Genomic DNA, 26496 nt, shown 5'->3' with positions numbered 1-26496 from the left:
CATGCAGAATGCCGAACCTATCCCGGTGACCGTGCTGACCGGCTTTCTTGGCAGCGGCAAGACGACACTGCTCAATCATCTGGTGCGCCAGCCGGCCATGAGCGATGCGCTGGTGGTGATCAACGAGTTCGGTGACATCGGCCTGGATCACCGGCTGGTGGCAGAGGGCGATGAGCACACCGTCGTCGAAATGAGCAGTGGCTGTCTGTGCTGCACGATTCGCGGCGACCTCAGTCGCAGCGTGCAGCAAGCCCTGGAGCAGCTGAACCAACGCGAGGCGCGCCCGGTGTCCCGAATGATCATCGAGACTACCGGGCTTGCCGATCCTGCGCCGATTCTCCAGACCTTGATGACCGATCACTGGCTGGCCCAGCGCTTCCGTCTGGACGGCGTTGTTTGCCTGGTCGATGCAGCCAATGGTCTCTCTACCCTTCATGCCCATGGCGAGTCACAGCGCCAGGCTGCGGTCGCTGACTGCCTGCTGCTGACCAAGACCGATCTGGTGGGTGGGACACGCCTGAACGATCTATCGAGGCAGCTGGCCGAGATCAACCCTGCCGCCGAGCAGATCGAGGTCCTGAATGGCGAAATCGATGCTGCACGCCTCACCGCCCGGCGCCTGCCAGCGTCGGCCAAGGATGCGCCGCAGGTTCAGGGCTGGCTCGGGGCCGGCGCCTATCTACAGGTCAGCTCGTTCTCCAGCGTCTCTGTGGGGACTGGCGCCTGCGCCGCGCCGACGCCCATGCTCAGCGTCTCCCACGACGCTCCCGTGAGCCGCCACGGCGAGCAGATTCGTTCGTTCTGCTTCACTGTCGAGACGCCGATTGCCGCCGAAGTACTGGAGGACTGGCTGGACCTTCTGCTGAGCCTGCTGGGCGGCAGAATGCTGCGGATCAAGGCCATCGTTAACGTGGCCAACCGAGACCAGCCGCTGGCGCTGCATGGCGTCCAGCATATCTTTCACCCTCCCGTCCCGTTGCCGCCAGACGCCTGTCCGGACGGCGTGTCTCGCTTTGTATTCATCACCAGTGGTGTGGCCGCCGATACGGTGACGCAGCTGTTCACCTACTTCGATAGCTAGCCCAGCTGCACCACCCGCAGATGCACGAGGCCAAGACCCACGCCACCTAGTCACACATTGAGTTTTCTATGACATCGCACCCTCTGGAAGATATCGCCGCCGCCCCTGCAACTCACTCAGTTCCCCTGGACTGGGTCGGCATGGAGGGCATCGCCCTGCCACTGCAGGTCGCCGGCAAGACCATTGCGGGCCGCGCATCGGCCGGTGTCAGCCTTGACGATCCCGCGGTTCGCGGCATCCACATGTCACGCCTGTACCTGGCACTGGCTGAGCTTGAGGACGTACCGCTGACGTTGCCCCGCGTCAACGACGTCCTCAACAACTTTCTGGACAGCCACCAGCAGCTCTCGCAGCAGGCCTATCTGGACCTGGAGGGCGAGGCCTTGCTGCGACGCCCCGCCTTGATCAGCCCGCTGTCAGGGTGGAAGACCTATCCCTTCGCGCTGCGCATGCGACGTAGCGCCAGTGACCAGGTCAGCGCCGTGCTCGACGTCAGCATCGGCTATTCATCGACCTGCCCCTGCTCGGCGGCGCTGGCACGCCAGTTGATTCAGCAGGCGTTCGATGAAGACTTCACCGATACCCCCGTCACCCGAGAGGCGGTACACGCCTGGCTCGCCAGTGAGCAAGGCATCCTGGCCACCCCCCATAGCCAGCGCAGTCAGGCGCACCTGTCGCTGAGCCTGTCGACAGAGCTTACGGAACTGCCGCTGGAGACCATCGTCGATCGGGTGGAAAAGGCCCTCGGCACTGCCCTGCAGACCGCCGTCAAACGGGTTGACGAGCAGGCCTTTGCCCTCGCTAACGGACAGAACCTGATGTTCTGCGAAGACGCCGCTCGTCGCGTGCACCAGGTCCTGCGGGACCAGCCCGGTATCGACGGTTTTTACCTGAAGGTGGTGCACGCAGAAAGCCTGCATGCCCATGACGCCGTGGCTCGTAGCCAGTGGAATTGGCGAGAGGAAGCGTGATGTCCTCTGGGGCCAGTCCTATGCCACCCACAGGCCACCCACAGGCCGCCCCCATGCCTTCTCAGCCTCCTACTGGGTCACCGCGCTGGCGCGATCTGAACCCGGGCTTCTCTACCGCCACGACGTTTCATCGTGAGAACCGACATGAATGACAGCGCCCCCGCGGCCGCCCCGCACGTCACCATCACACTGCCGGATGAGCGCGAGCTCACACTGCCTTCGCCTACTACAGTCGCAGATATCGCCGCCGCTATCGGTCCGGGGCTTGCTCGGCAAACCCTGGCCGGGCGCGTCAACGACGTGCTAGTGGATGCCTGCGACCCCATCGACCGGGATGCCCGGGTCCAGGTGATCACCCCCAGCGATCCCGAAGGGCTCGATATCCTGCGCCACTCCTGCGCGCACCTGCTGGGGCACGCGGTCAAGCAGCTCTACCCAGACGCCCAGATGGTGATCGGGCCAGTCATCGAAGACGGCTTCTACTATGACATCGCCCACGAACGGCCCTTCACCCCCGATGACCTGCAAGCCATCGCTGAACGCATGACGTCACTGATCGCGCAGAACTACGACGTCATCAAGCGCCGCCTGCCCCGCGACCAGGCCATAGAGATCTTTCGCGAGCGCGGCGAAAGCTACAAGCTTCACCTGATCGAGGAGATGCCGCAGGAAGCCACCCTGGGCCTCTACTTCCACCAGGAATACGTGGACATGTGCCGTGGCCCCCATGTTCCCAATACCCGGTTTCTCAAGCACTTCGCGCTGACCAAGCTGTCGGGTGCCTACTGGCGCGGTGACGCTCGCAACGCCCAACTACAGCGGATTTACGGCACCGCCTGGGCGGACCGCAAGGCACTCAAGGCCTATGTCCAGCGTCTTGAGGAAGCCGAGCGTCGTGATCATCGGCGCCTGGGACGCCAGCTCGGGCTTTTCCATTTCCAGGAAGAAGCGCCCGGTGCGGTGTTCTGGCACCCAGGCGGATGGCAGGTGCTGCAGACATTGATCGCCTACATGCGTCGCCGCCAGGCCAGTAGCGGCTATGTCGAGGTCAACACACCCGACATGATGGACCGCAGTCTGTGGGAAACCTCCGGGCACTGGCAGAACTATCAGGACCACATGTTCACCACCCAGACCGAGGACGGACGGGATCTTGCGCTGAAGCCGATGAACTGCCCCGGCAGCGTGCTGCTCTATCGGCACGGACTGAAGAGCTACCGTGACCTGCCCATTCGCATGGGTGAATTCGGCAAGGTACACCGGTACGAGCCATCCGGTGCCTTGCATGGCCTGCTGCGGGTGCGCCACTTCACCCAGGACGACGCCCACATTTACTGCACGCCGGAGCAGATGAACGAGGAGTGTCAGCAGGTGGTCGCGCTGGTGCTGGATATCTATCGGGAGTTCGGCTTCGATGACGTCCACATCAAGCTGTCGACCCGCCCCGACAACCGCATGGGCAGCGATGCTGTCTGGGATCGCCTTGAACAAGCATTGACGACAGCCCTAGATGCCATGGCGCTGGACTACACTCTCAACCCGGGCGAAGGAGCCTTCTACGGACCGAAGCTGGAGTTCGTGCTGCGCGATGCCATCGGCCGCGACTGGCAGTGCGGAACCCTGCAGGTCGACATGAACCTGCCCGAGCGATTTGGCATCGACTACGTGGATGAGCAGGGCCAACGACAGCGGCCCGTCATGCTCCATCGAGCCCTGTTTGGCTCGCTCGAGCGCTTCATCGGCATCCTGATCGAACATCACGCGGGCAAGCTTCCCGCCTGGCTGATGCCACAGCAGGCCGTGGTCATGTCGATTACCGAGGCCCAGCGGGACTACGCTGAGCTGCTGGCAGATGCCTTGAAGGGAGCAGGGATACGGGCGAATGCCGACGTGCGCAACGAGAAGATCGGCTACAAGATCCGGGAGCAGACCTTGAGCCGGATCCCGTACCTGCTGATTGTCGGCAATCGCGAAGCCGCCGAGGGCAAGGTCACGGTGCGCCTGCGTGACGGCAGCGACCTTGGCAGCATGCCGGTGCAAGAAGCCATTGCCCTGCTCGAAGAACAATGTCAGGCTCCCGACCACAACGCTCAGCGCCGCGAACAGGCACTGCGCCTCGAGCGCCTGGCTTGCGCCACGCTCCCCCAGGAGGCCTGAGCATCATGCTTGCAATGGGCGCGACGCGCGACGTCGTGCCCTTGCGTTATATCTGCAGGAGCCAACATGCCACTTCTCGACAGCTTTACCGTTGACCACACCATCATGAATGCCCCGGCAGTGCGCGTGGCCAAGACCATGCGCTCGCCCTCGGGTGACACCATCACGGTGTTCGACCTGCGCTTCAACCGGCCGAACGAGAGCATGATGGGGGAAAAGGGCATTCATACCCTGGAGCACCTGTTTGCCGGCTTCATGCGCCAGCACCTGAACGGCGACAGCGTCGAGATCATCGATATTTCGCCGATGGGCTGCCGCACCGGTTTCTACATGAGCCTGCTGGGCAGCCCCAGCGAGCAAGCCGTCGCCGACGCCTGGCAGGCGGCCATGAACGACGTGCTCAACGTGAAGCGCATGGAAGATATTCCTGAGCTCAACGAGCACCAGTGCGGCACCTACCTGATGCATTCCCTCGAAGAAGCTCAGGAGATCGCGCGCACCATCATCGACCAGGGCATCGGCGTCAACCGCAATGACGACCTGGCCTTGAGCCCCGAGCAACTCAAGACCCTGGGCAACGACGTTTAAGCACCCAGCGCACATGCAGCAGCGCACGCTTGGTCAACCACCAAGCGTGCGCTGCAGTGTGAGAGCCGCCGTCACTCGGCACGCACGGCCCTAGACCGGGAATAGCAAACACGCCCCACCACGCTGGTCACAACGAATATCAGCGCAGCAAGACTGACAATGGTGGGCCCTGTCGGCGTATCCAGCCAATAGGCGGCCTGGAGCCCGCCAGTGGTCGAACAGGCGCCAATGCTCGCCGCCACCAGCGCCATGGCTTCCGGGGTACGACACAGCGGGCGCGCGGCCGCAGCCGGAATGATCAGCAGCGCCGCAATCAGCAGCACTCCCACCACCTTCAGTGCCACCGCGACCACCACCGCCAGCGACAGCGTCAGCACCAGCTGCTCCCGCCGCGGGTCGATACCACTGGCCCTGGCGAGGTCTTCATCCAGCGTGGCGGTCAACAGCGCCGACCAGCGCCATCCCACCAGGCTAACCACCAGAATCGCGCCAGCGGCGATGATCATCAGGTCGCTCTTGCCCACCGCAAGGATATCGCCGAACAGATACGCCATCAGGTCGATGCGTACACCCGACACAAAGGACACCGCGACCAGCCCAAAGGCCAACGCCGAATGCGCCATGACGCCGAGCAGAGTGTCCATGGCATAGCCCCGTCCACTCAGCTGAGAGACCACCACCGCCATCAGCAGCGAAACGGCCAGTACGCCCGCCAACATGGAGGTGGACAGCAGCAACGACAGAGCCACCCCAAGAATCGCAGCATGCGCCGTCGCGTCGCCGAAATACGCCATCCGTCGCCAGACAACAAAGCACCCGAGCGGTGCAGCCGCCAGGGCGACTCCCAGACCGGCCAACACGGCTCGCACAAGAAAATCGTCAAACATCAGCGAGACGCCTCCATCAGCCTGTCGTTTGCCGCCTTCGCTGGAGTGGTCGGCGGCGCCTCGGCCCCCGCGTCCTCTGGGGCCAGGCACTGGGAAGACGACGGCTGTGGATGCGAATGCCGATAAAACGCCAACGCATCACTGGTGTCAGGGCCAAACAGCTGGCGGTAAACCGGTGATGCGAGCACGCGTTCAGGGGTGCCCTGGCAGCACACGTGGCCATTGAGACACACCACTCTGTCCGACGCCCGCATGACCACATGCAGTTCATGGCTGACCATCATTACCGCACATCCAAGCTCGCTGCGAACCTTGGCGATCTGCCGATAAAAGTCCGCGGTGCCGCGGTGGTCGAGGCCACGAGTCGCTTCATCAAGCAACAGCAGGTCAGGCTTTTCCAGCAGGGCTCGCGCCAGCAAGATTCGCTGAAACTGGCCTCCGGACAGGTCCGCGACCTGCTGTTGTCCGAGTTCCGGCACTCCCGCCTGCACCAGCGCCTGAGCCAGCGCCTGACGCGAATGCCGGCGCGGCAGATTAAGAAAGCGAAACACGGTCAACGGCAGCGTCGGGTCGATGGCCAACCGCTGTGGTACATAGCCGATGACCAGCCCAGCTTCCCGGGTCACACGCCCCTGCGATGGCCTTACTGCACCGATGATGGCGCGCAACAGAGTCGACTTTCCGGAGCCATTAGGGCCCACCAGGGTCACGATTTCGTCGCGATCGACACTCAGGTCGATGCCCTCCAACACGCTATGGCCCCCTAGGGCGACAGACAAATTGTCGATGGACAGCAAGGGCATGGAGGCTCTCCAACTGGCTATTGCTGCGCCGCTCACGCGCAGAGACATGATATTCACAGCCACCGTGCGCGGCGCGCGCGGCATGACGGCTCTTCTGGCCACTCGTACGGACGTGCTGTCACGAGACTGGGACGCGCCGTCGCGGGAGAGGGATGAGCTGTCGCGGACCCCGTACACGCGACCCCGAACCAGGGCGGGCGCTATTGACGAGGCTCAGGTTTACGGGGCTCTCATTGACCAGGCAGTGAATGTTATAATATAACGTTTTATTCCACAAGCGTGGCGTCACCACGTCAGCTGTCCACGTCTAGACCTTCCGGGAGAACACGATGAAAAAACCGCTACTGCGTCCGCTCTGCTTGCCATGGCTGCTGACACCGGCCATTGCCGTCGCTGACGTGCCCAACGTGGCGGTGGATATCCCACCGGTGCATGCGCTGGTGGCCCAGGTCATGGGAGAGTTGGGATCGCCAGAGCTGGTCATCCAGCCCGGTGCGTCGCCCCACGGCTATTCCATGCGCCCTTCCGAAGCGCAGGCACTGGCCAGCGCCGACGCCGTGTTCTGGGTCAGTGACAGCCTGACGCCGTGGCTTGAGCGAGCCAGGACTTCCCTGGCGGATGGCGCTCGCGAAGTGGAGCTGATGGAAGCTCCCGGCACGGTGACACTGGCATATCGCCAAGGCGCTACCTTTGAAGCCCATGATCATGGCGATCACGAAGATCACGAAGATCACGAAGATCACGAAGATCACGATCATGATGGTCACGAACATGGCGATCATGACCATGGCGAGCACGACGAACATGGCGATCATGACCATGCCGACCACGATCACGACCATGCCGACCACGATCACGACCATGCCGACCACGATCATGACCATGCCGATCACGATCACGACCAGCATACCGCTCATGATCACGAACATGGCCATGCACACGACGGCATGGACCCCCATGGCTGGCTTGATCCTGTCAACGCCAAGGCATGGCTCGATACGATTGCGACCACCCTGGCAGAACTGGACCCAGAGCACGCCGATACGTATCGCCAGAACGCAGCGAATGGGCAGACAGAGCTGGACGAGCTGATTCAGCGGCTGGACAACCAACTAGATGACGCGCGAGGGGTTCGCTTCATCGTGTTCCACGACGCCTACCAGTACTTCGAGAACCGCTTCGCTGTCCCCGCCTCCGGGGCCATCTCCCTTGGCGATGCATCAGACCCGAGCCCGGCGCGAATTCGCGAGATCCAGACCCGTGTCAGCGACGACAACATCCAATGCGTCTTCCGCGAACCCCAGTTCAACCCTGCCCTGATTGACAGCGTGTTCGAGGGAACAGAGGTCAACACCTCCATCGTGATGGACCCCCTCGGTGTCGACCTGGACCTGGGACCCGGTCTCTATTCACAGCTGCTGCAGCGACTGGCAGACGGCATGACCGACTGCACCAAGGGCTAGGGCTAGGGCTCGAGGAGTGAGCGTCAAACGAGCCACTCCCCTGCCCTGACGTCGCCGACACCCGCCCTGTCGGCGGCGTCTGTTCATTCCCACACTGTTATGGAGAGCCATTCACCATGCCCCACCCGACCTCCCCGCCATTGACTGAACGGGATGCGCAGTTCTGCCTGGACGCGGCCACCCGAACGCTGGAGCGATGGGCGATTGCCGTCAGTCGTGGAGAGAAGGAGACCCTGCTGGCGCTTTACGCCGAAGACGCCATTCTTGTGCCGACTGTCGCCAACGACGTGAGAGAAGACCGACTTGCCAGGCAGGCCTACTTCGATGCCTTTCTCACCAACGAAGACCTTAGCTGCGAGCTCGGCGAATTCTCTCGCCGTGTCAGTCGCAAGTTGGGCACCGTCGTCATCGGTGGCCACTACGTCTTCAGCTATCTCATAAAGGGTGATATGGCCACCATTCCCGCGCGCTTCCTGTTCACCTTTGAAGAAATCGCAGGAGAATGGAAGATCACGGGCCACCATTCCTCGCAGCTTGTCTGAAGCGGTCTTGAGCCGCACGGTGATGTTGGCGCGACCCAGGCTGACGTCGCGAGTGACGGCGTCGGCCTGGGTCTCTAGCCACGGCATGCAGGGTGGTGGCCGTCCAAGGCCAGGTCAGGCAAGGTCAAACAGCAGCACCTCAGCCGCCGCGATACCGACGACCCTGACCTCTTCTCCCGGTTCAAACGCCGCCGCATCGCCTGCGGACATAAGCTGCCCGTTGACCGCAACCTCGCCCTTGGCCACATGCAGCCATGCGTGGCGTGTTGCCGGCGTCTCGGCGCTTTCGCCCGCATCGAACAGCCCCGCATACAGGTTGACGTCCTGATTCACGCTGACGGAATCGTCCAGCCCCTGCGGTGAGACCACCAGGCGCCAGCGGCCCTGCCTGTCCTCCGGCGGGAACGAGCGCTGCTCATAGCTGGGAGCGATGCCTCGCTCTCGAGGTTCTATCCAGATCTGCAGGAAGTGCAGCTCTTCACTGGGTGAAGCGTTGAATTCGCTATGCAACACTCCCGTGCCTGCCGACATCCGCTGCACGTCTCCAGGCCGCATGGTAGAGCCATTATCCATGCTGTCCTGGTGCGCCATCGTCCCCGACAGCACGTATGAAATGATTTCCATGTCCTGGTGGGGATGGGTGCCAAACCCTGCACCACCGGTCACACGATCTTCGTTGATGACTCGCAGCGATCTGAACCCCATGTGTCGTGGATCCACGTAGCTGGCAAACGAAAAAGTATGGTGAGAGCGTAACCAGCCGTGATTGGCACGTCCGCGTTCATGGGCATGTCGAAGTCTCATATTGCCTCCTACAGGCAGCACCTGGTGAAGCGCAGCCGCCGCAAAAGGATCACGCGTGGCGACGCATCAAGGTCATGATCAAGTCGTGGATAGGTCGAGTATGGGGCGTGGAAAAGTCGCACAACGGCAATCAGGACACCTCACGAGCCATGACCGCATCCAGTGAGGCTCGTCCACCGCCGCTGATCGCAAGAGAGACAGCAATCGCCAACAACGACAGCGCGAATTCATAGCCGTTATTGCTCATGAACAGTCCGTTTGCAGCGTGGACGCTGAAGATCGCCATCAGCATGGTGAACGCGAGCACCACCGCTGCCGGGCGCACCAGCAACCCTATCAACAGCGCCAGACCGCCAAAGAACTCTGCGCTGCCAGCCGCCAGCGCCATCAAGTACCCCGGCTCAAGTCCGATGGAGGCCATCCACTGTCCTGTGCCTTCCAGACCATAGCCGCCAAACCAACCGAAGAGCTTCTGGGCACCATGTGCCATGAAAATGATGCCGGCGGGCACACGCAGGGCCAGGGGGGCCAGGCTGTCTGAACTGCTGATGACGCGGCTAACGACTGATGTGTTCATGATATCTCCAAGAGTGTTCGTGCGGTTGCCACAGCACGGGGGTCCGGGCGGTTGCCATAGAGAGTCGAACGCGATCCCGGCGATTCCACTCTCGGTGAGTCAGCGGATGGATGTGGCGCTGATGGTGTTCGTATTGTCACGACCGAGGGAAGCACTCGGTCGATCTTGCGCAAGCCTCCAGGCCGACGCCTTTCCGGGTTACTTGGTCGCGTTAAGGCTTAGCTGCAGCCCATTGCTGTCCGCAGTCGCCGAGGTGTGGCGCAGGTGGCGTGCCTGCAGGTTGGCTCGGGCCTGCGCCATGGCAGTGCTACCTTCCATGCTGACCTTCGTGGCATTCGCCTCGACCGCAGTACCGACAAGCGGCTGCGCCTGAACAGAGAGCGGCTGCGCCTGAACAGAGAGCGACTGCGCCTGAGTAGAAAGCGGCTCATGCAATCTCGCGGTGAGGGCAGAAGCCTGACCTGCCTGAGCTATTGCAGGAGCAGTGAGGGCTGCTGTGACAGGGGCAGTGGCGAAAAGCAGAGTGAACAGTGCGGGCTTGAGTTTCATGGTGTCTCTCTTCATGACCGTGTAGTGGGTGTCGCGATCAGCGTCTCTGTCGCGTTGAAGAAAGATTAAACCAACAATAATATCGAAAAAAAGCGACATAAATCCGATAGACCATTCGGTTTTATCGAATTAAAAGACGTTCCTGCACGCTGCGGTATCGCCCTCCTCCCTGCATGAATAAATTTGAAGTTAACAATGAGAAACTTCATTTTGCCTCATCTTAGAAGTGTCTTGATAATCGTCATCACTATTTCGTCACGGTCAGCTCGTCACCACCAGCTCGTCACCACCAGCTCGTCACGACCAGCGCGCAAGCTACCGGTGAGCTAGCACACCTTGACGAGATCAACCGTTTGACCCGAAAGGCACCGTCGAAGGACGACTGGATCTCCAGACGCCTTGGATTCACCTCTCAGGAACCAGGATGGCACCCACGATGAACAACGACTTTGCATTCACCGTTAAGAGCCTTCGTTTCGACGAACACTACCAGCCGTCGGACAGCACTCGTATCACCACCAACTTTGCCAACCTGGCCAGAGGGGAAAAGCGCGAGGACAACCTGCGCAACACCCTGCGCATGATCGACAACCGCTTTAATGCCTTGGCTGACTGGGACAACCCCAAGGGTGACCGTTACAGGCTGGAACTGGAGATCATTTCGGTAGAAATGGCCGTGGATGCGTCCACCCGTGACGGTGCCCTGCCACTGATTGAAATCCTCAAGACCCGCATCATCGATACGCACACCAACGAGCGCATCGAAGGGATCGCGGGCAACAACTTCTCGTCCTATGTCCGGGACTACGACTTCAGCCTGGTGCTGAAGGAACACAACAAGGGGCAGGACACCTTCAGCGTTCCTGATGACTTCGGTGTCTTGCACGGCAACCTGTTCAAGGCCTTCGTGAACTCGGACACCTACAGGGAGCATTTCAACAAGCCCCCCGTCATCTGCATCAGCGTGTCGAGCACCAAGACCTATCACCGCACGGAAAATCATCATCCCGTGCTGGGTGTCGAGTATCTGCAGGAGGAGCATTCGCTGACGGATGCGTACTTCAACAAGATGGGCATGAAGGTTCGCTACTTCATGCCCCCGGGCAGCGTCGCACCGTTGGCGTTCTACTTCATGGGCGACCTGCTGGGCGACTACACCAACCTGGAGCTCATCAGCACGATCAGCACCATGGATACGTTCCAGAAGATCTATCGTCCGGAGATCTACAACGCCAACTCAGCTGCTGGGAAGTCCTACCAGCCGAGCCTGCAGCAGCAGGACTATTCATTGACGCAGATCGTCTACGACAGAGAAGAACGCAGCCAGCTCGCGACCGAGCAAGGGAAGTTTGTTGAAGAGTGCTTCATCAAACCCTACCGCGCGATTCTTGAACAATGGTCCGCCAATTACGCTCACTGATTCACTTCTGACAAGGCTATCCATCATGACAACACTGCTCCCGACATCGACGGCCGGCAGCCTTCCAAAACCCTCCTGGCTCGCACAACCTGAAGTGCTGTGGTCCCCCTGGAAGCTTCAGGAAGCCGAGCTGGTGGAAGGCAAGCAGGACGCGCTGCGCCTGGCCCTGCACGAACAGCGCCATGCCGGCATCGATATCGTCAGCGATGGTGAACAGTCTCGCCAGCATTTCGTCACGACCTTCATTGAACACCTCAATGGCGTCGACTTCGAACAGCGCGAGACCGTGCGCATCCGCGATCGCTACGACGCCAGCGTGCCCTCTGTCGTCGGAGACGTCTCCCGCCAGAAGCCCGTCTTCGTGGACGATGCCGCCTTCCTGCGGGCCCAGACAGATCAACCCATCAAGTGGGCACTTCCTGGCCCCATGACCATGATCGATACCCTCTACGATGGTCACTACAAGAGCCGGGAAAAACTGGCCTGGGAATTTGCCAAGATTCTGAATCAGGAAGCCAAGGAACTGGAGGCTGCCGGGGTCGATATCATTCAGTTCGATGAACCGGCCTTCAATGTCTTCTTCGATGAAGTAAATGACTGGGGCATCGCCACACTGGAAAGAGCGATCGAGGGCCTGAAGTGCGAGACGGCCGTTCACATCTGCTACGGCTACGGCATCAAGGCCAACACTGACTGGAAGAGCAGTCTGGGCTCCGAGTGGCGCCAGTACGAAGAGGTCTTCCCCAAGCTCAGGCAGTCCAACATCGATATTGTCTCTCTGGAATGCCACAACTCGCGGGTTCCGATGGAGCTGATCGAGCTGATTCGTGGCAAGAAGGTCATGGTCGGTGCCATCGACGTTGCGACCAATACCATCGAGACCCCGGAAGAGGTGGCCAACACCCTGCGCAAGGCACTTCAGTTCGTCGACGCCGACAAGCTCTACCCCTGCACCAACTGCGGCATGGCGCCGCTGTCCCGCCAGGTCGCCAGGGCCAAGATGGATGCCCTCAGTCAGGGGGCAGCGATTGTCCGCCAGGAGCTGACACGCTAAACCAGGCGCGCACCCTCCGTTCTTTCCCATGGCCGCCGTGATCGCCTCGCGGCGGCCATGCCGTCTGACGTTTCCGGAGTCACCATGTCGTTCCCTGCCCCATCTTCTGACGTTGTTTCAGGCGTTGTTTCAGACCCCGCTGCACCCGCTGTTTCTGGCTCACCCGCTGTTTCTGGCTCACCCGCTACGGCAAGGACCGGCCAAGTTCACATGCCGAGGGATGTGATCGAGCCGGCCCGCTTCCGCGAGGCCCTTGGGCACTATGCGTCCGGAATCACCGTGATCTCTTCTCTTGCTGAGGGTGAGCCGATCGGCTTCACCTGCCAGTCCTTTTACAGCGTATCGATGGATCCGCCGCTAGTCTCCTTCAGCGTCAAATCGACCTCTTACAGCTATCCCAAGATCCGCCAGGCCGGTCGCTTCGCGGTCAACATGCTGTCCGCTGAACAGGCGCCGATCTCGAATCAGTTTGCCCGCCAGGGGGCCGACAAGTGGCAAGGTATCGAGTGGCAAGCATCACCGCTAGGCAACCCGTTGATTCCGGATACCCTGCACTGGCTGGATTGCGACATTCACGCAGAGCACGTCGCCGGGGATCACCTTATCGTGATTGGCGAGGTCAAGGCGCTCCGACTCAACCAGGGCGAGGCTTCCCCAAGTGGCCCCCTGCTGTACTTCAAGGGCCAGTATCGCCAGCTGGCGTGAGGCGCTAGCGCGAAGGATGGAAAGCCGGGCTGATGCATACGCATTTACGTTAGCTCGCCCTGATCAGGCAGCGTACGACAGCACGCGATGATCTGTTCGCGCAGCCAGCGGTGTGCCGGGTCCTTCTGATAGCGGCGATGCCAGCTGAGATGAAAGGGAAAGGCGTCAAAGGCCACCGGCGGCGCCACCGGGGTCACCGCAAACTGTCGCTGGAAATGCTGGCAAAGCCCCGAGGGCAGGCTGGCGATCAGCGAAGACCGCTCCAATAGCGCGGGCACCGCCATGAAGTAGGTCACGGCCAACGCCACCTCACGCCTCAAGCCCTGGCCTTCGAGCTGCTTGAAGATACCGCTTTTCAAGCGCGTATGGGGCTGCACCAGGACATGGGCATAGCGCTCGAAATCGTCCCTGGTCATCTGCCCAGTTCCTTCCAGCCGCTCCAGCAGCGGGTGCCCATTTCCGACCAGACACTCGATCCCCTCGCGGATGACCTCGCGCACGACCAGGTTATCGGGAGGATCGACCTGGCGCCCAAACGCCAGATCGGTCGTGCCGCTCATGACCCCAGCCTCGCTCATGTCCTGTGACAGGCGACGCACCTGCAAGGTGATGCCTGGCGCCTGTTCGCGCAGGACCCCGGCCAGCGCGGGCAGAATCAACACCTCGAAATAGTCGTTGGCCGCAATCTCGAAATGGCGCTGCTCGGTGGCGGGAGAAAAGTCCCGCTCGCTGGTAATCAGGCCATCCAGATCGGTCAACGCTGCCTCGATGACGGGAAAGAGGTGGTCCGCCTTCTCTGTCGGACGCATGCGCTGGCGATCACGTATGAACAGCGGATCATTGAACAGCTCCCGCAGGCGTCCCAAGGCAGCGCTCACCGACGGCTGGCTGAGATGTAGACGTTCTCCCGCACGGGTGACGTTCTGCTCCAGGTACAACGCATGGAAGGTCCGCAGCAGGTTGAGGTCGTAGTTGAGTTTCATCCAGGGCACCCACAGCAGCGTCTGACGTGGCGGCGAGCCACCAACTATTTGTCTCGATAATAACAGCTATCCGCACTATCGATTATGACGATGGTCGAGCAGACGTTACCGTGACACCACACGTGAACTCAGCACTCGACTCACAGGAGCCCATCATGACAGGTGGACAGATGACAGACACTGCCAGCGAAAAGATCGTACTGATTACCGGTGCATCCAGCGGCATTGGCGAGGCCACAGCGCGCACGCTGGTGGAAGCTGGCCACAAGGTGGTCGTCACGGCGCGCCGCGAAGAGCGACTTGCTGCCCTGGCCGAGGAACTGGGTCACGACAAGGTGCTGGCGATTGCCGCCGATGCCACCGACTACGATCAGATGGCTGACGTCGTGGCGCGTGCGGTGGCCCACTACGGCCACCTGGACGTTGCCTTTGCCAACGCTGGCACCGGCATCAGCCAAGCGGGTACGGAGCAGGGAGACCCGGAAGAGTGGAAGCGCGTCATCGATATCAACATCAACGCACTGCTGTGGACCGCCCACACCACTCTGCCCCACCTGCGAGCGCGTCAGGGGCATTTCATCCTCACCAGCTCGGTGGCGGGGCGTGACACCCATGCGGGGTCGATCTACAGCTCAAGCAAGTGGTTCGCCTACGGCTTTGGCCAGAACCTGGCGCTGGAAATGGCCGAGTGGCAGGGCCGTTGCACCACGATTACCCCAGGCATGGTCAACACGCCCTTCTTTGACCAGCCCAAGCCGGACAAGCTGCACCCGCAGGATGTTGCCGACGCCGTGCTGTACGCCATCCAAGCAGCGCCGCGAGCCAACATCCGCGAAGTGCACCTGATGCCAACGCGCTAAACGACGTCTAGGCGTCAACCCCATCATCACGTCCTGCGGATACATCCGCACGATCAAGGAGAGCCCCATGAGCAAGGTACTGGTTGTTGTCACATCCCACGATACCCTTGGAGACACTGGCAAGAAGACAGGCTTCTGGCTCGAAGAGCTGGCCGCCCCCTACTACGTGCTGAAAGACGCCGGTGTCGAGGTCACGCTGGCGTCTCCCAAGGGTGGTCAGCCACCGCTCGACCCGGCCAGTGAAGGCGAAGACTTCCAGACAGACGCCACTCGCCGTTTCGACCAGGACGCGCAAGCCCAGCGTGACCTGGCCAACACCGCGGTGCTGTCCGAGATGAAGGTCGAGGATTTCGATGCCATCTTCTACCCGGGCGGCCATGGCCCGCTGTGGGACCTGACCAATGATGCAGACTCCATTCGCCTGATCGAGCAGTTCCACGCCGCTGGCAAGCCCGTCAGCGCGGTCTGCCACGCCCCTGCGGTGCTGCTGAAGGCGAAGAAGTCAGACGGCACCCCCTTCGTCGATGGCGTGCGAGTCACCGGCTTCACCAATGGCGAAGAAGCCGCCGTTGGCCTCACCGAGATCGTGCCGTTTTTGGTAGAAGACAGCCTGCAGCAGCAAGGTGGCCTGTACGAAAAGAAGGCCGACTTCACCGCCTTCGCGATTCAGGACGGGTTGATCATCACCGGCCAGAACCCGATGTCCTCTGAGGGCGTCGCCGAGCTGTTGCTCGACAGCCTGAAGGCATAAGGTCTGATAGCTGACCCACCGGAGGCCTCCCCTGGCGACGACCTGTTGCTGCCGGGGGAGGCGCTTCAATTATCAGCCAGCGAGCTGGCCTAACAGGCGCTCACGCCACGCATCCCTCGAAGGCCGCTTCCAGCTGGGGAAGGCTCAGCTGTCCGCGCTCACCGATGACCACAACGCGCGATATGGGCTGGTCTTCCACCCAGGGAGCACCGGGCTCAAGCTCACTGCGACTGCCCACCAGATGCAGCACTGCACGGCGATCCGGCAGCTCTGCCAGGCAACAGATACCCTTGGCGCGATAGACACTCGACGGCAGCGATTCGAGCACCCTCCGCAGCGCCGCCAATGACAGCGGCCGATCACTGCTCCAGCTCCAGCTTTCAAACTGGTGAGCGTGATCTGCGTGCGTGCAGTGCGCACCGCACTCATGCGAGGACTCCAGGCGCACAGGATCGAAGGCCCCAACGCCCAGCACCAGCTCCAGCGGCACTTCACCAAAGCGCGCTTCCAGCAGTCGCACTCCGGGATATAGCCAGCGCTGCTTCATCGCCCTCACCTGCGCAGGGCTCGCCAGGTCACACTTGTTGAGTACCACGATGTCGGCAATATCGAGCTGCTCCATCGCCAGGGCCGCCAGCTCGCCCTCGAGCTGATCAAACTGCTCTGCGTCTATCACCGTGAGGACACTGTCGATCACCAGTTGGTCCTGAAACTGTGGATAACGCAATGTCCCGGCTATCTTGCTAGGGTTGGAGACGCCGCTGGCCTCAATAAGGATGTACTCCGGACGCTGCTCCCTGAGAGCCAGCAAGCGGGACACCTGCTCCATCAAGTCGCTCTCTACGGTGCAGCAGATACAGCCATTGGCAAGGCTGACCATGGTCTGCGTCTCACTGACGATCAAGTCACGGTCGATATTGATCGCACCGAAGTCGTTGACCATCACCGCCATCCTCAACCCAATGTCACTGTTGAGAATCTTGTTGAGCAAGGTCGTCTTGCCGGCGCCCAGAAAGCCCGACACGATGGTGACCGGAACAGGGGGGAAATGCTGATGCTTCATGCGGACTCATCCCTTCAGACTGGGCGGTTCAAAATTCAGGAATATCGCGCTGCCATACGGCTTCGCGCACCGTGCCGGAAAACTCTCCCTGTGCGTCCCAGACAAACTCACCTTCCAGCATGGTGAGGTCTACCTGGGTAGCGTGAATATTGCCTCGTGGGGCAACCTCGAAGAGGTTGCGGTCCAGCACGATCAAGTCAGCCGACTTGCCGACCGAGATCGAGCCGGCTTGATGCTCGATTCCCATCGCCCAGGCGCCATTGATGGTCATTACGCGAATAGCCTGCTCCAGGCTGATCGGCTCGCCATAGAAGCTCGCGTCCGTCTCCTCCCAGGGATTCTCTCGGGTCACCATTGCCTCGAAGCCGATCCAGGGGTCCAGACTCGATACCGGCCAGTCGGTGCCCATGACCGCCACGCCGCCGGCATCCAACACGCCCTTGAAGTTGTAGGCACGCTGCATGCGCTCCTCGCCAAACACAGCACGAGCATAGGCAAACGAAGAGGGGAACCACCCCACCGGGGAAAACTCGGCAATGACATCCAGTTCGCTGAAGCGCTGCAAGTTGGCATCCAGCAAGGTGGTGCTGTGGGCACACTGATGGCGCATGCCCTGGCCACCGTTGCGACGCCGAGCCTCGGCCACCGCATCAAGAAACAGATCAGAAGCGCCATCGCCGGTGCAATGCGCAATCACGCGAATGCCCTTGCGATCCATATCCGCGACCATGTCGTTGATATGCTCAGGCGTCAGGTTGAGGTGACCGCGCCAGGCGCTGCCCTCGGCCCAGGGGGTCGACAAGTACGACGACCGCGACTCATGCGTCCCGTCAAAGTGAAATTTGACAGCGTTGGCATTAAGCCGAGCACTGCGATAGAAGTGCCGCTCCCCTGCTATCAGCTCCCACCGGCGCTTCACGGGGAAGATGTCATCCTGCCAGCTGATCGCCGCCTCGACCCTAACTGTCAGCTGTCCTTGCTGGTCGATGGTGCGCAACGCATCGAGACGGTGTTCGCACACATGAACAAACTTGGTGCCGACCACCCCACGTCCGCTTTGGAACTGCACGCCCTCACGATAGGCTCGCTGCAGGGCATGTGCCGGTGTGGGCGGCATGGCGGCATGAATCATCGCGTAGGCACCATCGACCAGGATGCCCGTCGGCTCCCCAGTGATACCGTCACGTTCGATGTAACCATGGCGAGGGTCCGGAGTGTTGACATCGATAGCGGCCAGTTCCAGCGCCATCGAGTTGACCAACATACATCCCCAGGAGCGGTCGAGAATGGCTACCGGGCGATCCGACACAATACTGTCGAGCCAGGCTCGATCCGGAACGATACCCGCCTGCTTGAAGGTATACCGCACAAAATAGGCGCCATAGATCCAGCCATCCCCCGGATGTTGGTCGGCGTAACTCAAGATCGCCTGGCTAACCTGCTCTGGCGTCGGATCCTCGAGTCCGACATCCAGGTATCCTGCGTAGCCAGGTGCCAGCGCCAGGTCAGGATGGGTGTGCATGTCGTAAAGGCCAGGCATAACAAAGCGACCACCTAGATCCACCACACGAGTATGTTCGCCGATATGGGCGGCAACCTGGTCGGCACTGCCGACGGCGATGAAGCGCCCCTGAGAGATCGCTACAGCATCAGCCCAGGGCGTCGCGTCATCCACCGTGTAGAACCGGCCATTGGTCAAGACCAGCTCGGCAGTTGCTGCAGAAGGACGGGTATTGGAAGACAGATAATGACGAGAAACGTCCATGATGTAGCCCTTTCAAACCGGAAGATGCCTCCGGCGACTAGCGCAGTGACATGACACAGGCTAGCCGCAGGCGTTGGCAGATTTATCCCAGGATCAGGTGGCCCAGGAGAGACAGGATCGGCAAGGAGATCAGTACGCGGAGCAGATAAATCACGATGAGGTCCCTCAGCTTCAAACCAATCCCTGCTCGAATCAGGACGATCGCGGCCTCGGTGAAGAAGATGATCTGGTTGACCGCGACACCTGCCAGCACGAACCGGGTAACCTCACTTTCAATACCGGCACCGAGCAACGGCGGCATGATGCTGTCCACAATGCCGGCCAGCAGCGCAGGAGCGGCCTTGTCAGCTTCTGGCAGCTGCAGCAGTTCGAGAAATGGCACCAGAGGCAATGACAGCACGTGGAAGAACTGGGTGAACTCGATCAACGCCAATCCGGTACAGCCAATGATCATCATCGTGGGATATACGGAAATCGCCACATCGAGACTGACATGCACACTGCGCTTGAACAGTTCCAACGGTGGCGCAGCCGAGGCCGCACGTTCTACTGCTCGACGCAGCCCCATCGCAAACAGCCCTTCCCCTGCCTGCTTGTCCATCACCAGTTGCTGACCCACAACGGGATGGTACGCATCGGGCTTACCCCGCAACGGCGGTAACTTTGGCACGATGATGGCGCACACAATACCGGTGAAAGCGACGGCGGCATACCACGGTAGAAATACATGCTGCATTCCGATCAAGCTCAGCAACAGGTACGAGTAAGCGATCGACACGATCGAAAAATTGGTCGAGATGACACAGGCTTCTCGACTGGTATAGAAGCCCTGTCGGTACTGCTGCGTGGTCAGGATAATGCCCACGGCGGACGCTGACAGCCAGGAGGCAAGACTGTCGATAGCGGCACGCCCCGGCAGCCCAAACAGCTTGACGAAAACCCTAGACAGAAGGCTACCGACGAACTCCATTAGCCCATAATCGGTCAGCAGCGGCAGCAGCAAGGCCGACAGAAAATAGATGGCCAGTACCACGGGCCCGACGTCGTAAAGCAGTACGCCCCCGGTGTTGCGGTGCCATACCCACTCTGGCCCCCACTGGAAGTAGGTCATCAGCATCAGTGTGGCTCCTACCACCCTGATAAGCGTCCATCCGACTCCAGGATTCAGCAGCTGCACGAAGCGATTGGAATGCTCCTTTAGCGGGCTGAACGTGACCAGCACCGTCAGTGCGCTGGGAATGACCGCAACGGCAACGGTTACCGGCACCATCAATGGCTTTATCACGGCATTGATATAGTCGATAACGAAAGCAATCAATACCGTCAGGCGGCCATCGACGCTGATGGGAGTAAGGAACAACAGCACGCCAAGAAGAGTGGGCAGCAGGAACTTGGCAAGTTGCGCAGCGCTATAGCGATGGGAGCGATGCGTTGTCTCATCGGTCACGGCCGATGATTCGGATTTATGTTGCATGGGTGCCACCTTGTTATAGTTATCCAGCTTCAGGATTCCATTGTGGTATCAGGCCAACGTCCCGGTACGGCCTGTCTGGCACTGTCGTCCGGAACGACGTGCCGCGGTTCGCCAGGGACTATTGCCGGTAGCTCGGATCCATGCGGTCCAGCTTGCGCCGCAGCGCCTTCCAGACCAGGTCAACACCTTCCTGATGATAGTCGGGGTGCTCGAACTGTCGGGCGGTAAACTCACAGGCATCATGCGAGGGCAGGACCAGCGGACGAGCGCTTTTCATCGCCTCGAGCTGGATTTCGCAGGCCTGGTTCAGGTAATACATGTAGAAAAAGGCCTCGGGAATACTGCGACCCACGGTAAGAAGGCCATGATTTCGCAAGATCATCGCCTGGTGACTGCCAAGCGCTTCGACGATGCGCTGCCGAACGGACAGGTCCAACGGAATGCCTTCGTAGTCGTAGTATCCCAAGCGCTGATAAAAGGCCATGTTCGTCTGATTGATCGGCAGCAGGCCCTCTTCCAACGCCGACACGGCCATTCCGGCCATGGTATGAGTATGCATCACGCATGCTGCGTCATGCCGGTGGAGATGGATAGCGCTATGTATGGTGAACCCGGCGGGATTGACCTCACTATCCACCTCTCCAACTTTATTACCGTAAGCATCGATCTCCACCAGGTTGGATGCGCTTACCTCTTCGGGTAACAGACCATAGGCATTGATCAGAAATGTCGGCTCGTCACCTGGAACCCGAACTGACAGATGGGTAAAGATCTGATCACTCCAGCCGTAGTAATCCAAAAGTCGATAGGCCGCCGCCAGATCGGTTCGCAGCGCCGCGCGCGTGTCCTGATGTCCCATGTCTTGTTCCTGTTCTACCGTTGGACGAGCCCCAATTCGGGCCGACTCGGGTAGAGTAAGGAACTTGTCAGATACGTGATATCGATCTATTTTCCATAGATCATTCCAAAACGGAATGACCCTTCAGGACCGCGCCGATGAGTCGTCAGCTGCCCACCATGATCTCGCTCAGTTGCTTCGAGACGACGGCCCGTCATCTCAGCATCACCAAGGCGGCGGAAGAGCTCAACCTGACCCTGAGCGCTGTCAGCAAGCAGATCAAGAAGTTGGAACGCGAGCTTGGCTGCGCGCTGTTTCACCGGGAGAAGCAGCGCTTGAGCCTGACAGACAGTGGCCAGCAGTACCTGAGCGTGGTATCGAAAGCATTGCACCAGATCGACGGCGTGACACGCTCGCTCAGCAGTGGAACGTCTGACCTGGTCACCGTCGGCGCGGAGCCTTCCTTTACCTCTCGCTGGCTACTGCCCAGACTCGGGGACTTCAAGCTTAAGCACCCTGAGGTGACTACCGACATCATGAATGATCTTCGCCACCTCTACGACGGTAGCGAAGACTTTGACGTGGGTATTCTCTACGGGGACGGACAATGGCCAGAGTTCGAGAGCCACTTCCTGATTCAAGGCGAGCTGGTGGTCGTATGCACCCCGGCCCTGTTCGAGCGGTATGGCCCGATAGACGACCCCAGAGACCTGCTGCGCTACCCGGTGTTGCACCACGGCAGCTATGCTCCCACACCTCAGCTATCTTCCACATACCTTTGGCTACAAGGCGCCGGGCTCGATGGCGAGGCCATAAAGTCGATTCCAGGCCAGCACTTCGAGCACTTCCGGTTCTTGCTCGATGCCGCCGAACATGGCCTCGGCGCGACAGTACTTCCCGCCTACTTTGTCGAAGCCGAGCTATCCAAGGGCCAATTGGTACAGGCCTCCCGCACAGCGATGGTGTGTGGCGCCTACTACGTTGCCATCCGCCGGCAGCGCCTGACCCATCGCCCAACGCAGCTGTTCGCCCGGTGGTTACTGGAGGAAACGACGTAGACAATGATGAAAAGCAGCAGCAGATCTACTCGCCACCGGCGATGAAAGAACGCGGGTGACTCGGCTCTGTCCGAAAAGTCGACGAGCGAAGGTTAGACAAGGAAAAAACGGTGAGAAAGCGCAGTTTACGTGGTGTAAATGAGTATTTTGACCGGGCTGGCGTACCAGACGATTTTTAACGCCGTATTACCGAGCGCAGGCACTTTTCAGACAAGCCCTAGAAGGCAACTGGGGAAAAGAAGAAGAGCACCTGTCACTGCCTGCCCCTGGACCACGTCAGCAACCGACCGCACCACGGCACCCACTAGACCACGACAGCGCCTCCACCGTGGTCTCATCTGAATCACAACCACTCGTCAGCCGGAACGACAGGAGCAAGCTCCAACCGCGTAACGTGCTTCTGGTCTTGCCTACGCGCCCTACGGCGCTTGAGTTCAGCGCGCATCCAGGCCGACGACTCGGCCATATCACGACGTAAGTCGGCTAGCTCATCAGGCGTTAGCCAGCGCACCGCAGGCTCACGGGGGCGGAGTGTCTTATCGGGAATCTGCTCAACGGCATGGCCTTCCAGCGCAGGGCCACCGGCCTCGGGCTTGGGGCGTTGTTCGCTCATTGTGTTCTCCGGGTGGCTGCGCGGACGCCCGCCGCATGGCCTGCCCTATAGCCCGCTCAGCTCGACGGGAGGGGCGCGGCATTTCATGGCCGCTAACGCCATTGCCAGCGGCAAGCTTGTGCGTGATGGCAAGTATAGCGACAACACCAGCCTTGCTGAGTACATCGTGCGCGACCGCAGTCGCCCGCTTGCTAGCGCCCCGCCCCTGTTCAGGGACTCGCTGATCGCGGCTGCCCTTGGGGAAAAGACAACAACCATGCTGTCGTAAAGAGAACAGCTCGCCAGGCGCAGGGCTCGTATCCTGCCTGGGACGTTGTGACATCGTCGCCATCACCCCAGACTGACCCCAGGACCAACGCACATCTCAGCAGGAGCCCACTGAATGTTCTTCCCTCTACATGGCCACGGACGCGGCCTTGCCATGGCGGCGGCAGGCGTCACCGTTCTAAGCTTCGACAGTCTGCTGGTCCGCCTGGCGGCGACGGATGGATGGAACATCATTTTCTGGAGAGGCGCCTTGATGGCACTCTCGCTCGGCTTGCTGTGCCTAAGCGGCCGACGGCTGGCAACACTGAAAGAACATCCCGCCGCGGCCCTGTGCTCTGCCATCACGCTGGCGATCACGTCCAGTCTGTTTGTCCTCGCCGTCATGAACACCAAGGTCGCCAATGTTGTCATCATATTGAGTGCCGCCCCGCTGTTTGCTGCCATCTTCACGCGTTGCTTTCTGCATGAGGCGGTTGCCATGCGGACCTGGTTAGCGATTTTGGCGGCCATGGCCGGCATGCTGATCGTTTTCGCGGGGTCGCTTTCCAGCGAAGGACTGCTGGGAGATATGTATGCGGTGATCGCGGCGGCGGCTGTCGGGGGCAACCTCACCCTGCTGCGCCGTCACCCGAAGCTGGACAGACTCCCCCTTATCGCCATAGGTGGCGGCCTATCGGCACTGATTGCCTGGCCGATGGCAACGCCATTTGCCCTGACAACACAAAGCTACGGCGTATTGGCGCTGATGGGGTTATTGCAGATGCCATTGGCCACCGCACTGATCAACAACGCGACCCGCCACCTGCCATCGGCGGAAGTGGCGCTGTTCTATTTGATTGAAGCAGTCTTTGGCACGCTGTGGGTCTGGTACTGGCTGGATGAGCAGCCACCACAGGCGACACTGCTCGGCGGCTCATTGATTCTGTTGACCCTCTTCATCAACGCCTGGTTGGGCTTGCGAGGCACAGCCCGGCGCCAACCTTCTCATCCCTTGTAGCTTGAGACCGGCCCCTTGAACGATGGAGTTCGCAAGAGTGGGCTTTGCGAGCCGCTGGTTAAGAGGGTGGGGCTAGTGGGATTTGGGGCTGTGACTAAGGGGTTATGAGTTCGCTTTTAAAACAATAAGTTACTGACACACAAAGAAAAGCAACCGTAATCGAGCGAAAGGTACAGTTCTTTGGAATCAGTAGCTTAGCGAAAGTTGAGGATAGCATAGGAAGCTGGTGTGTGTACCGGTGGTGTACCGCTGAGTTGCTCTTGTCACGCATCGCTCTGCTCCTTTGAGGCAAGATGCGTAGGCGATAGCAGCTAGGCGTCCGGCATCATCAGGTGCATGCCGCCATCGCCAGCCGGGCGCGGCCGGTAGCTGGGGTCGCGTCGTCCACCGATACCAGCCATGCCGTAACGTGAAGAGATATTCAGCGACAGAGGAAGGCGTCAAGAGGGAAACATATCGAGATCGATGTTCTCCGGAAAAACCTCTGGCTCACGTTCGATTTTGACGAAATGCTTCTCGAATGCGGTAATCAGGCTCGGATTACGGGTCTTCTTTATAGTCCCGAGTAGATCTGGCCCTAGTTTCAAGTCAATCGTATAGCGGCTCGGCCGGATACTCGACTTGGCTTTAGTGAACAACGCCATTGACTCATCGGTTAGCGGCGCGGTTGTCCAAAACTCGAAGGAAATTGGCAGCCCCTTCCAGTCCGGATGCTGTTTGATCGCGGCATAGCAGGTCGGAACATTGTGCTCAAGCCAGCGCTTGAACAGCTTGTCCGGGATAGTTGCCCTAGGGCTATAACCCTTGCACTCAACAAGAGTAATACCATGGTGCGGTGTCACAGCAACGATATCCGCTTCGGCCTCACTGCCAGGCACCTTGAAGATGCGGTTCATACTGACTTCAGTCGCGAGTTTCTGACGGGCGACCTCTGCGGCAATATACTCGAACAGAGTGCCGCGAAGCTGGTTAGCAGCGCCTTCGATTTTGCTGAGCTTCCTAAACAGGTCATCGAACTGGCCGGGATCGATGATCGCGTGCGCAGCATTGATCAGCACCGAAGTGAGCTGGGTTAGCGCTTCGGCCACCTCCTCGCCGAACAGTGTCTTTGGCGTTGCGGGAATAATCCCGTGGCGCTTGAGTACTAGGAAGGCATCATGATCGAAACGGTTGGCGACGAGAATTTGCATGCATGGCCCAATCTTAGGAAGGCCGCGCAAGGTCAAACATTTACGGATAAAAGGTGCAACACCAGCCCCGGTCATGTCCTTGCCCAGGAAGACGTCACAGGCGACAAAACCGGGCTTTGCCTTACCATCTGGGCCTTTGCGAACCATGTGGCCGAGATAGCAGGGAGCGGACAGGTCCCAAGCGAAGGTCCCAACCTGAGGTGTTTTTTCGCCGCCACGCAGCGCCACCTGACCGAAGCTCGCAATGCCGAGCCTGCGCAGCCAATCCTTGACGGCAGTGAGTAGGATATCTTCGGTGAGGAGCTCCGCACGCAGGAGGTCGGCTTGGGTTTCGTAGTGCCCCTCCTCCTGGATCAAAGCAATGCACTCCCCGACACCCGAGAGTGTGACCTTGGTCAGCAGCTTGGCATCGGATAGCCGCTCGAAGATCGTGTCAGGCGAGAGTTGGCGTTGCTGGCGAAGCGGCGCACCGCAGATGGTGGGGAACTGTTTGGCTGGCACAATACCGCCACGCTGCCTAAGGGCAGCAATGGCATAGCCATATGCTGAGTTGGACTCGATTAATGCTTGAGCCAAGCTCTCCCAATACCATGGAGAACCGAATTGTTGTTGGAGATAGAGGAAACGCGCCTTGTGCGGGAAGACGATCCCCGCCAGCCGCCGCACCTCGCCACCCGCCCGCGAGACACGTTTACGCGCTGCTGATGGAGTGAGGCTGTAGGTGTCGATCAGATATTGGGCGACCTCGCTGGTGAGCGAGGGCCCATTGGTTTCAAGATAGTCAGTGATCGGATCCATGCTCCCTCCCCATGCCTTATGTCACACAGCGCTATTAATAACATATTTACATGTTCATGCTCTTCCTTTTTTTAATCAGGATATATAGCATTGATTCAAAAGGATAAATTTTATCATTTCCACCAATGATACTGGCCTTCAGTCACAATGTGCGGCAGTGAATTTGTCACACGGCCAGTTGTGGGACGCTGCCATTGACTTTGGCTGCACGGTAGAGAGGTATGGGGCCTGATGCTCG

General features: G+C 60.0%; 26 protein-coding genes. 14 read left to right on the top strand and 12 right to left on the bottom strand.

Annotation, left to right across the window (positions count from 1 at the left end; genetic code table 11):
- Nucleotide 1: 1 nt before the first annotated feature.
- The 4 genes from KUV72_RS02255 (at nt 2) to luxS (ending at nt 4797) form a co-directional block, all read left to right on the top strand.
- Nucleotides 2-1081, top strand: coding sequence for a CobW family GTP-binding protein (locus KUV72_RS02255; protein WP_222237293.1), 1080 nt, complete (start codon nt 2-4; stop codon nt 1079-1081).
- Between the two features lie 68 nt (nt 1082-1149).
- A complete protein-coding gene (gene folE2, locus KUV72_RS02250) occupies nt 1150-2052 on the top strand; it encodes a GTP cyclohydrolase FolE2 (protein ID WP_222237292.1) in 903 nt (300 codons plus the stop codon).
- A gap of 144 nt (nt 2053-2196) precedes the next feature.
- Nucleotides 2197-4209, top strand: coding sequence for a threonine--tRNA ligase (gene thrS, locus KUV72_RS02245; protein WP_222161837.1), 2013 nt, complete (start codon nt 2197-2199; stop codon nt 4207-4209).
- Between the two features lie 66 nt (nt 4210-4275).
- A complete protein-coding gene (gene luxS / locus KUV72_RS02240) occupies nt 4276-4797 on the top strand; it encodes an S-ribosylhomocysteine lyase (protein ID WP_222161836.1) in 522 nt (173 codons plus the stop codon).
- A 71-nt stretch (nt 4798-4868) separates the two neighbouring features.
- Here luxS and KUV72_RS02235 read toward each other — a convergent pair whose 3' ends face one another.
- Both KUV72_RS02235 and KUV72_RS02230 read right to left on the bottom strand, forming a co-directional pair.
- Nucleotides 4869-5684, bottom strand: coding sequence for a metal ABC transporter permease (locus KUV72_RS02235; RefSeq protein ID WP_222237291.1), 816 nt, complete (start codon nt 5682-5684; stop codon nt 4869-4871).
- Nucleotides 5684-6487, bottom strand: coding sequence for a metal ABC transporter ATP-binding protein (locus tag KUV72_RS02230; RefSeq protein ID WP_222237290.1), 804 nt, complete (start codon nt 6485-6487; stop codon nt 5684-5686). Before KUV72_RS02230 ends, KUV72_RS02235 begins: the two co-directional genes overlap by 1 nt.
- A 329-nt stretch (nt 6488-6816) precedes the next feature.
- Between KUV72_RS02230 and KUV72_RS02225 the strand changes: the two genes are divergently transcribed.
- A complete protein-coding gene (locus KUV72_RS02225; RefSeq protein WP_222237289.1) occupies nt 6817-7950 on the top strand; it encodes a zinc ABC transporter substrate-binding protein in 1134 nt (377 codons plus the stop codon).
- Nucleotides 7951-8066: 116 nt separating this feature from the next.
- Nucleotides 8067-8492, top strand: coding sequence for a nuclear transport factor 2 family protein (locus KUV72_RS02220; RefSeq protein WP_222237288.1), 426 nt, complete (start codon nt 8067-8069; stop codon nt 8490-8492).
- A 114-nt stretch (nt 8493-8606) separates the two neighbouring features.
- Here KUV72_RS02220 and KUV72_RS02215 read toward each other — a convergent pair whose 3' ends face one another.
- From KUV72_RS02215 to KUV72_RS02205, 3 genes are all read right to left on the bottom strand, one after another.
- Complete coding sequence (locus tag KUV72_RS02215; protein ID WP_222237287.1) at nt 8607-9296, bottom strand: pirin family protein; 690 nt, start codon at nt 9294-9296, stop codon at nt 8607-8609.
- A 130-nt stretch (nt 9297-9426) separates the two neighbouring features.
- Nucleotides 9427-9873 (bottom strand): DoxX family protein, encoded by a 447-nt coding sequence (locus KUV72_RS02210; protein ID WP_222237286.1) that lies wholly within the window; start codon nt 9871-9873, stop codon nt 9427-9429.
- 198 nt (nt 9874-10071) lie between these two features.
- Nucleotides 10072-10521, bottom strand: coding sequence for a hypothetical protein (locus KUV72_RS02205; RefSeq protein WP_222237285.1), 450 nt, complete (start codon nt 10519-10521; stop codon nt 10072-10074).
- Between the two features lie 337 nt (nt 10522-10858).
- On the opposite strand from KUV72_RS02205, the gene KUV72_RS02200 reads away from it, so the two are divergent.
- From KUV72_RS02200 to KUV72_RS02190, 3 genes are all read left to right on the top strand, one after another.
- Entirely contained in the window at nt 10859-11842 is a 984-nt protein-coding gene (locus KUV72_RS02200; RefSeq protein WP_222237468.1) for a DUF1852 domain-containing protein, read from the top strand.
- A 25-nt stretch (nt 11843-11867) separates the two neighbouring features.
- A complete protein-coding gene (locus KUV72_RS02195) occupies nt 11868-12896 on the top strand; it encodes a methionine synthase (RefSeq protein WP_222161829.1) in 1029 nt (342 codons plus the stop codon).
- 210 nt (nt 12897-13106) lie between these two features.
- Nucleotides 13107-13601 carry a flavin reductase family protein gene (locus KUV72_RS02190; RefSeq protein WP_222237284.1) on the top strand — a complete coding sequence of 165 codons (495 nt, stop codon included), beginning with the start codon at nt 13107-13109 and terminating at the stop codon, nt 13599-13601.
- A gap of 44 nt (nt 13602-13645) precedes the next feature.
- Here KUV72_RS02190 and KUV72_RS02185 read toward each other — a convergent pair whose 3' ends face one another.
- The gene (locus tag KUV72_RS02185; protein ID WP_222237283.1) at nt 13646-14584 is read right to left on the bottom strand and encodes a LysR substrate-binding domain-containing protein; all 939 of its coding nucleotides are present in this window, start codon (nt 14582-14584) and stop codon (nt 13646-13648) included.
- Between the two features lie 155 nt (nt 14585-14739).
- Between KUV72_RS02185 and KUV72_RS02180 the strand changes: the two genes are divergently transcribed.
- Complete coding sequence (locus KUV72_RS02180; protein ID WP_224908177.1) at nt 14740-15444, top strand: SDR family oxidoreductase; 705 nt, start codon at nt 14740-14742, stop codon at nt 15442-15444.
- Between the two features lie 67 nt (nt 15445-15511).
- Nucleotides 15512-16195 carry a type 1 glutamine amidotransferase domain-containing protein gene (locus KUV72_RS02175; protein ID WP_206943069.1) on the top strand — a complete coding sequence of 228 codons (684 nt, stop codon included), beginning with the start codon at nt 15512-15514 and terminating at the stop codon, nt 16193-16195.
- A 100-nt stretch (nt 16196-16295) separates the two neighbouring features.
- On the opposite strand, the gene KUV72_RS02170 is transcribed toward KUV72_RS02175, so the two are convergent.
- The 4 genes from KUV72_RS02170 to KUV72_RS02155 all read right to left on the bottom strand — a co-directional run bounded on the left by KUV72_RS02170 (nt 16296) and on the right by KUV72_RS02155 (nt 21356).
- Nucleotides 16296-17258 carry a CobW family GTP-binding protein gene (locus KUV72_RS02170; protein WP_222237282.1) on the bottom strand — a complete coding sequence of 321 codons (963 nt, stop codon included), beginning with the start codon at nt 17256-17258 and terminating at the stop codon, nt 16296-16298.
- A 28-nt stretch (nt 17259-17286) separates the two neighbouring features.
- Entirely contained in the window at nt 17287-19023 is a 1737-nt protein-coding gene (locus tag KUV72_RS02165) for an amidohydrolase (protein ID WP_206943073.1), read from the bottom strand.
- A gap of 82 nt (nt 19024-19105) precedes the next feature.
- A complete protein-coding gene (locus tag KUV72_RS02160) occupies nt 19106-20497 on the bottom strand; it encodes a YjiH family protein (protein ID WP_222237281.1) in 1392 nt (463 codons plus the stop codon).
- A 118-nt stretch (nt 20498-20615) separates the two neighbouring features.
- Nucleotides 20616-21356, bottom strand: coding sequence for a class II aldolase/adducin family protein (locus KUV72_RS02155; protein WP_222237280.1), 741 nt, complete (start codon nt 21354-21356; stop codon nt 20616-20618).
- A 137-nt stretch (nt 21357-21493) separates the two neighbouring features.
- Between KUV72_RS02155 and KUV72_RS02150 the strand changes: the two genes are divergently transcribed.
- Nucleotides 21494-22393 (top strand): LysR substrate-binding domain-containing protein, encoded by a 900-nt coding sequence (locus KUV72_RS02150; RefSeq protein ID WP_222237279.1) that lies wholly within the window; start codon nt 21494-21496, stop codon nt 22391-22393.
- 343 nt (nt 22394-22736) lie between these two features.
- Here KUV72_RS02150 and KUV72_RS02145 read toward each other — a convergent pair whose 3' ends face one another.
- Nucleotides 22737-23006 carry a hypothetical protein gene (locus KUV72_RS02145; RefSeq protein ID WP_222237278.1) on the bottom strand — a complete coding sequence of 90 codons (270 nt, stop codon included), beginning with the start codon at nt 23004-23006 and terminating at the stop codon, nt 22737-22739.
- Between the two features lie 85 nt (nt 23007-23091).
- On the opposite strand from KUV72_RS02145, the gene KUV72_RS02140 reads away from it, so the two are divergent.
- Both KUV72_RS02140 and KUV72_RS02135 read left to right on the top strand, forming a co-directional pair.
- Nucleotides 23092-23274 (top strand): hypothetical protein, encoded by a 183-nt coding sequence (locus KUV72_RS02140; RefSeq protein WP_222237277.1) that lies wholly within the window; start codon nt 23092-23094, stop codon nt 23272-23274.
- Nucleotides 23275-23388: 114 nt separating this feature from the next.
- Nucleotides 23389-24270: a DMT family transporter gene (locus tag KUV72_RS02135; RefSeq protein WP_222237276.1), complete on the top strand. Its 882-nt coding sequence runs from the start codon at nt 23389-23391 to the stop codon at nt 24268-24270.
- Nucleotides 24271-24710: 440 nt separating this feature from the next.
- Here the strand turns inward: KUV72_RS02135 and KUV72_RS02130 are convergent, their stop codons facing one another.
- Nucleotides 24711-26258 (bottom strand): nuclease-related domain-containing protein, encoded by a 1548-nt coding sequence (locus KUV72_RS02130; protein ID WP_222237275.1) that lies wholly within the window; start codon nt 26256-26258, stop codon nt 24711-24713.
- Nucleotides 26259-26496 lie beyond the last annotated feature (238 nt).

It is taken from the genome of Halomonas sp. DP4Y7-1, from assembly GCF_019800705.1.
Taxonomy (GTDB): Bacteria; Pseudomonadota; Gammaproteobacteria; order Pseudomonadales; family Halomonadaceae; genus Halomonas; species Halomonas litopenaei_A.
This window is presented reverse-complemented; position numbering and strand designations above follow the sequence as displayed.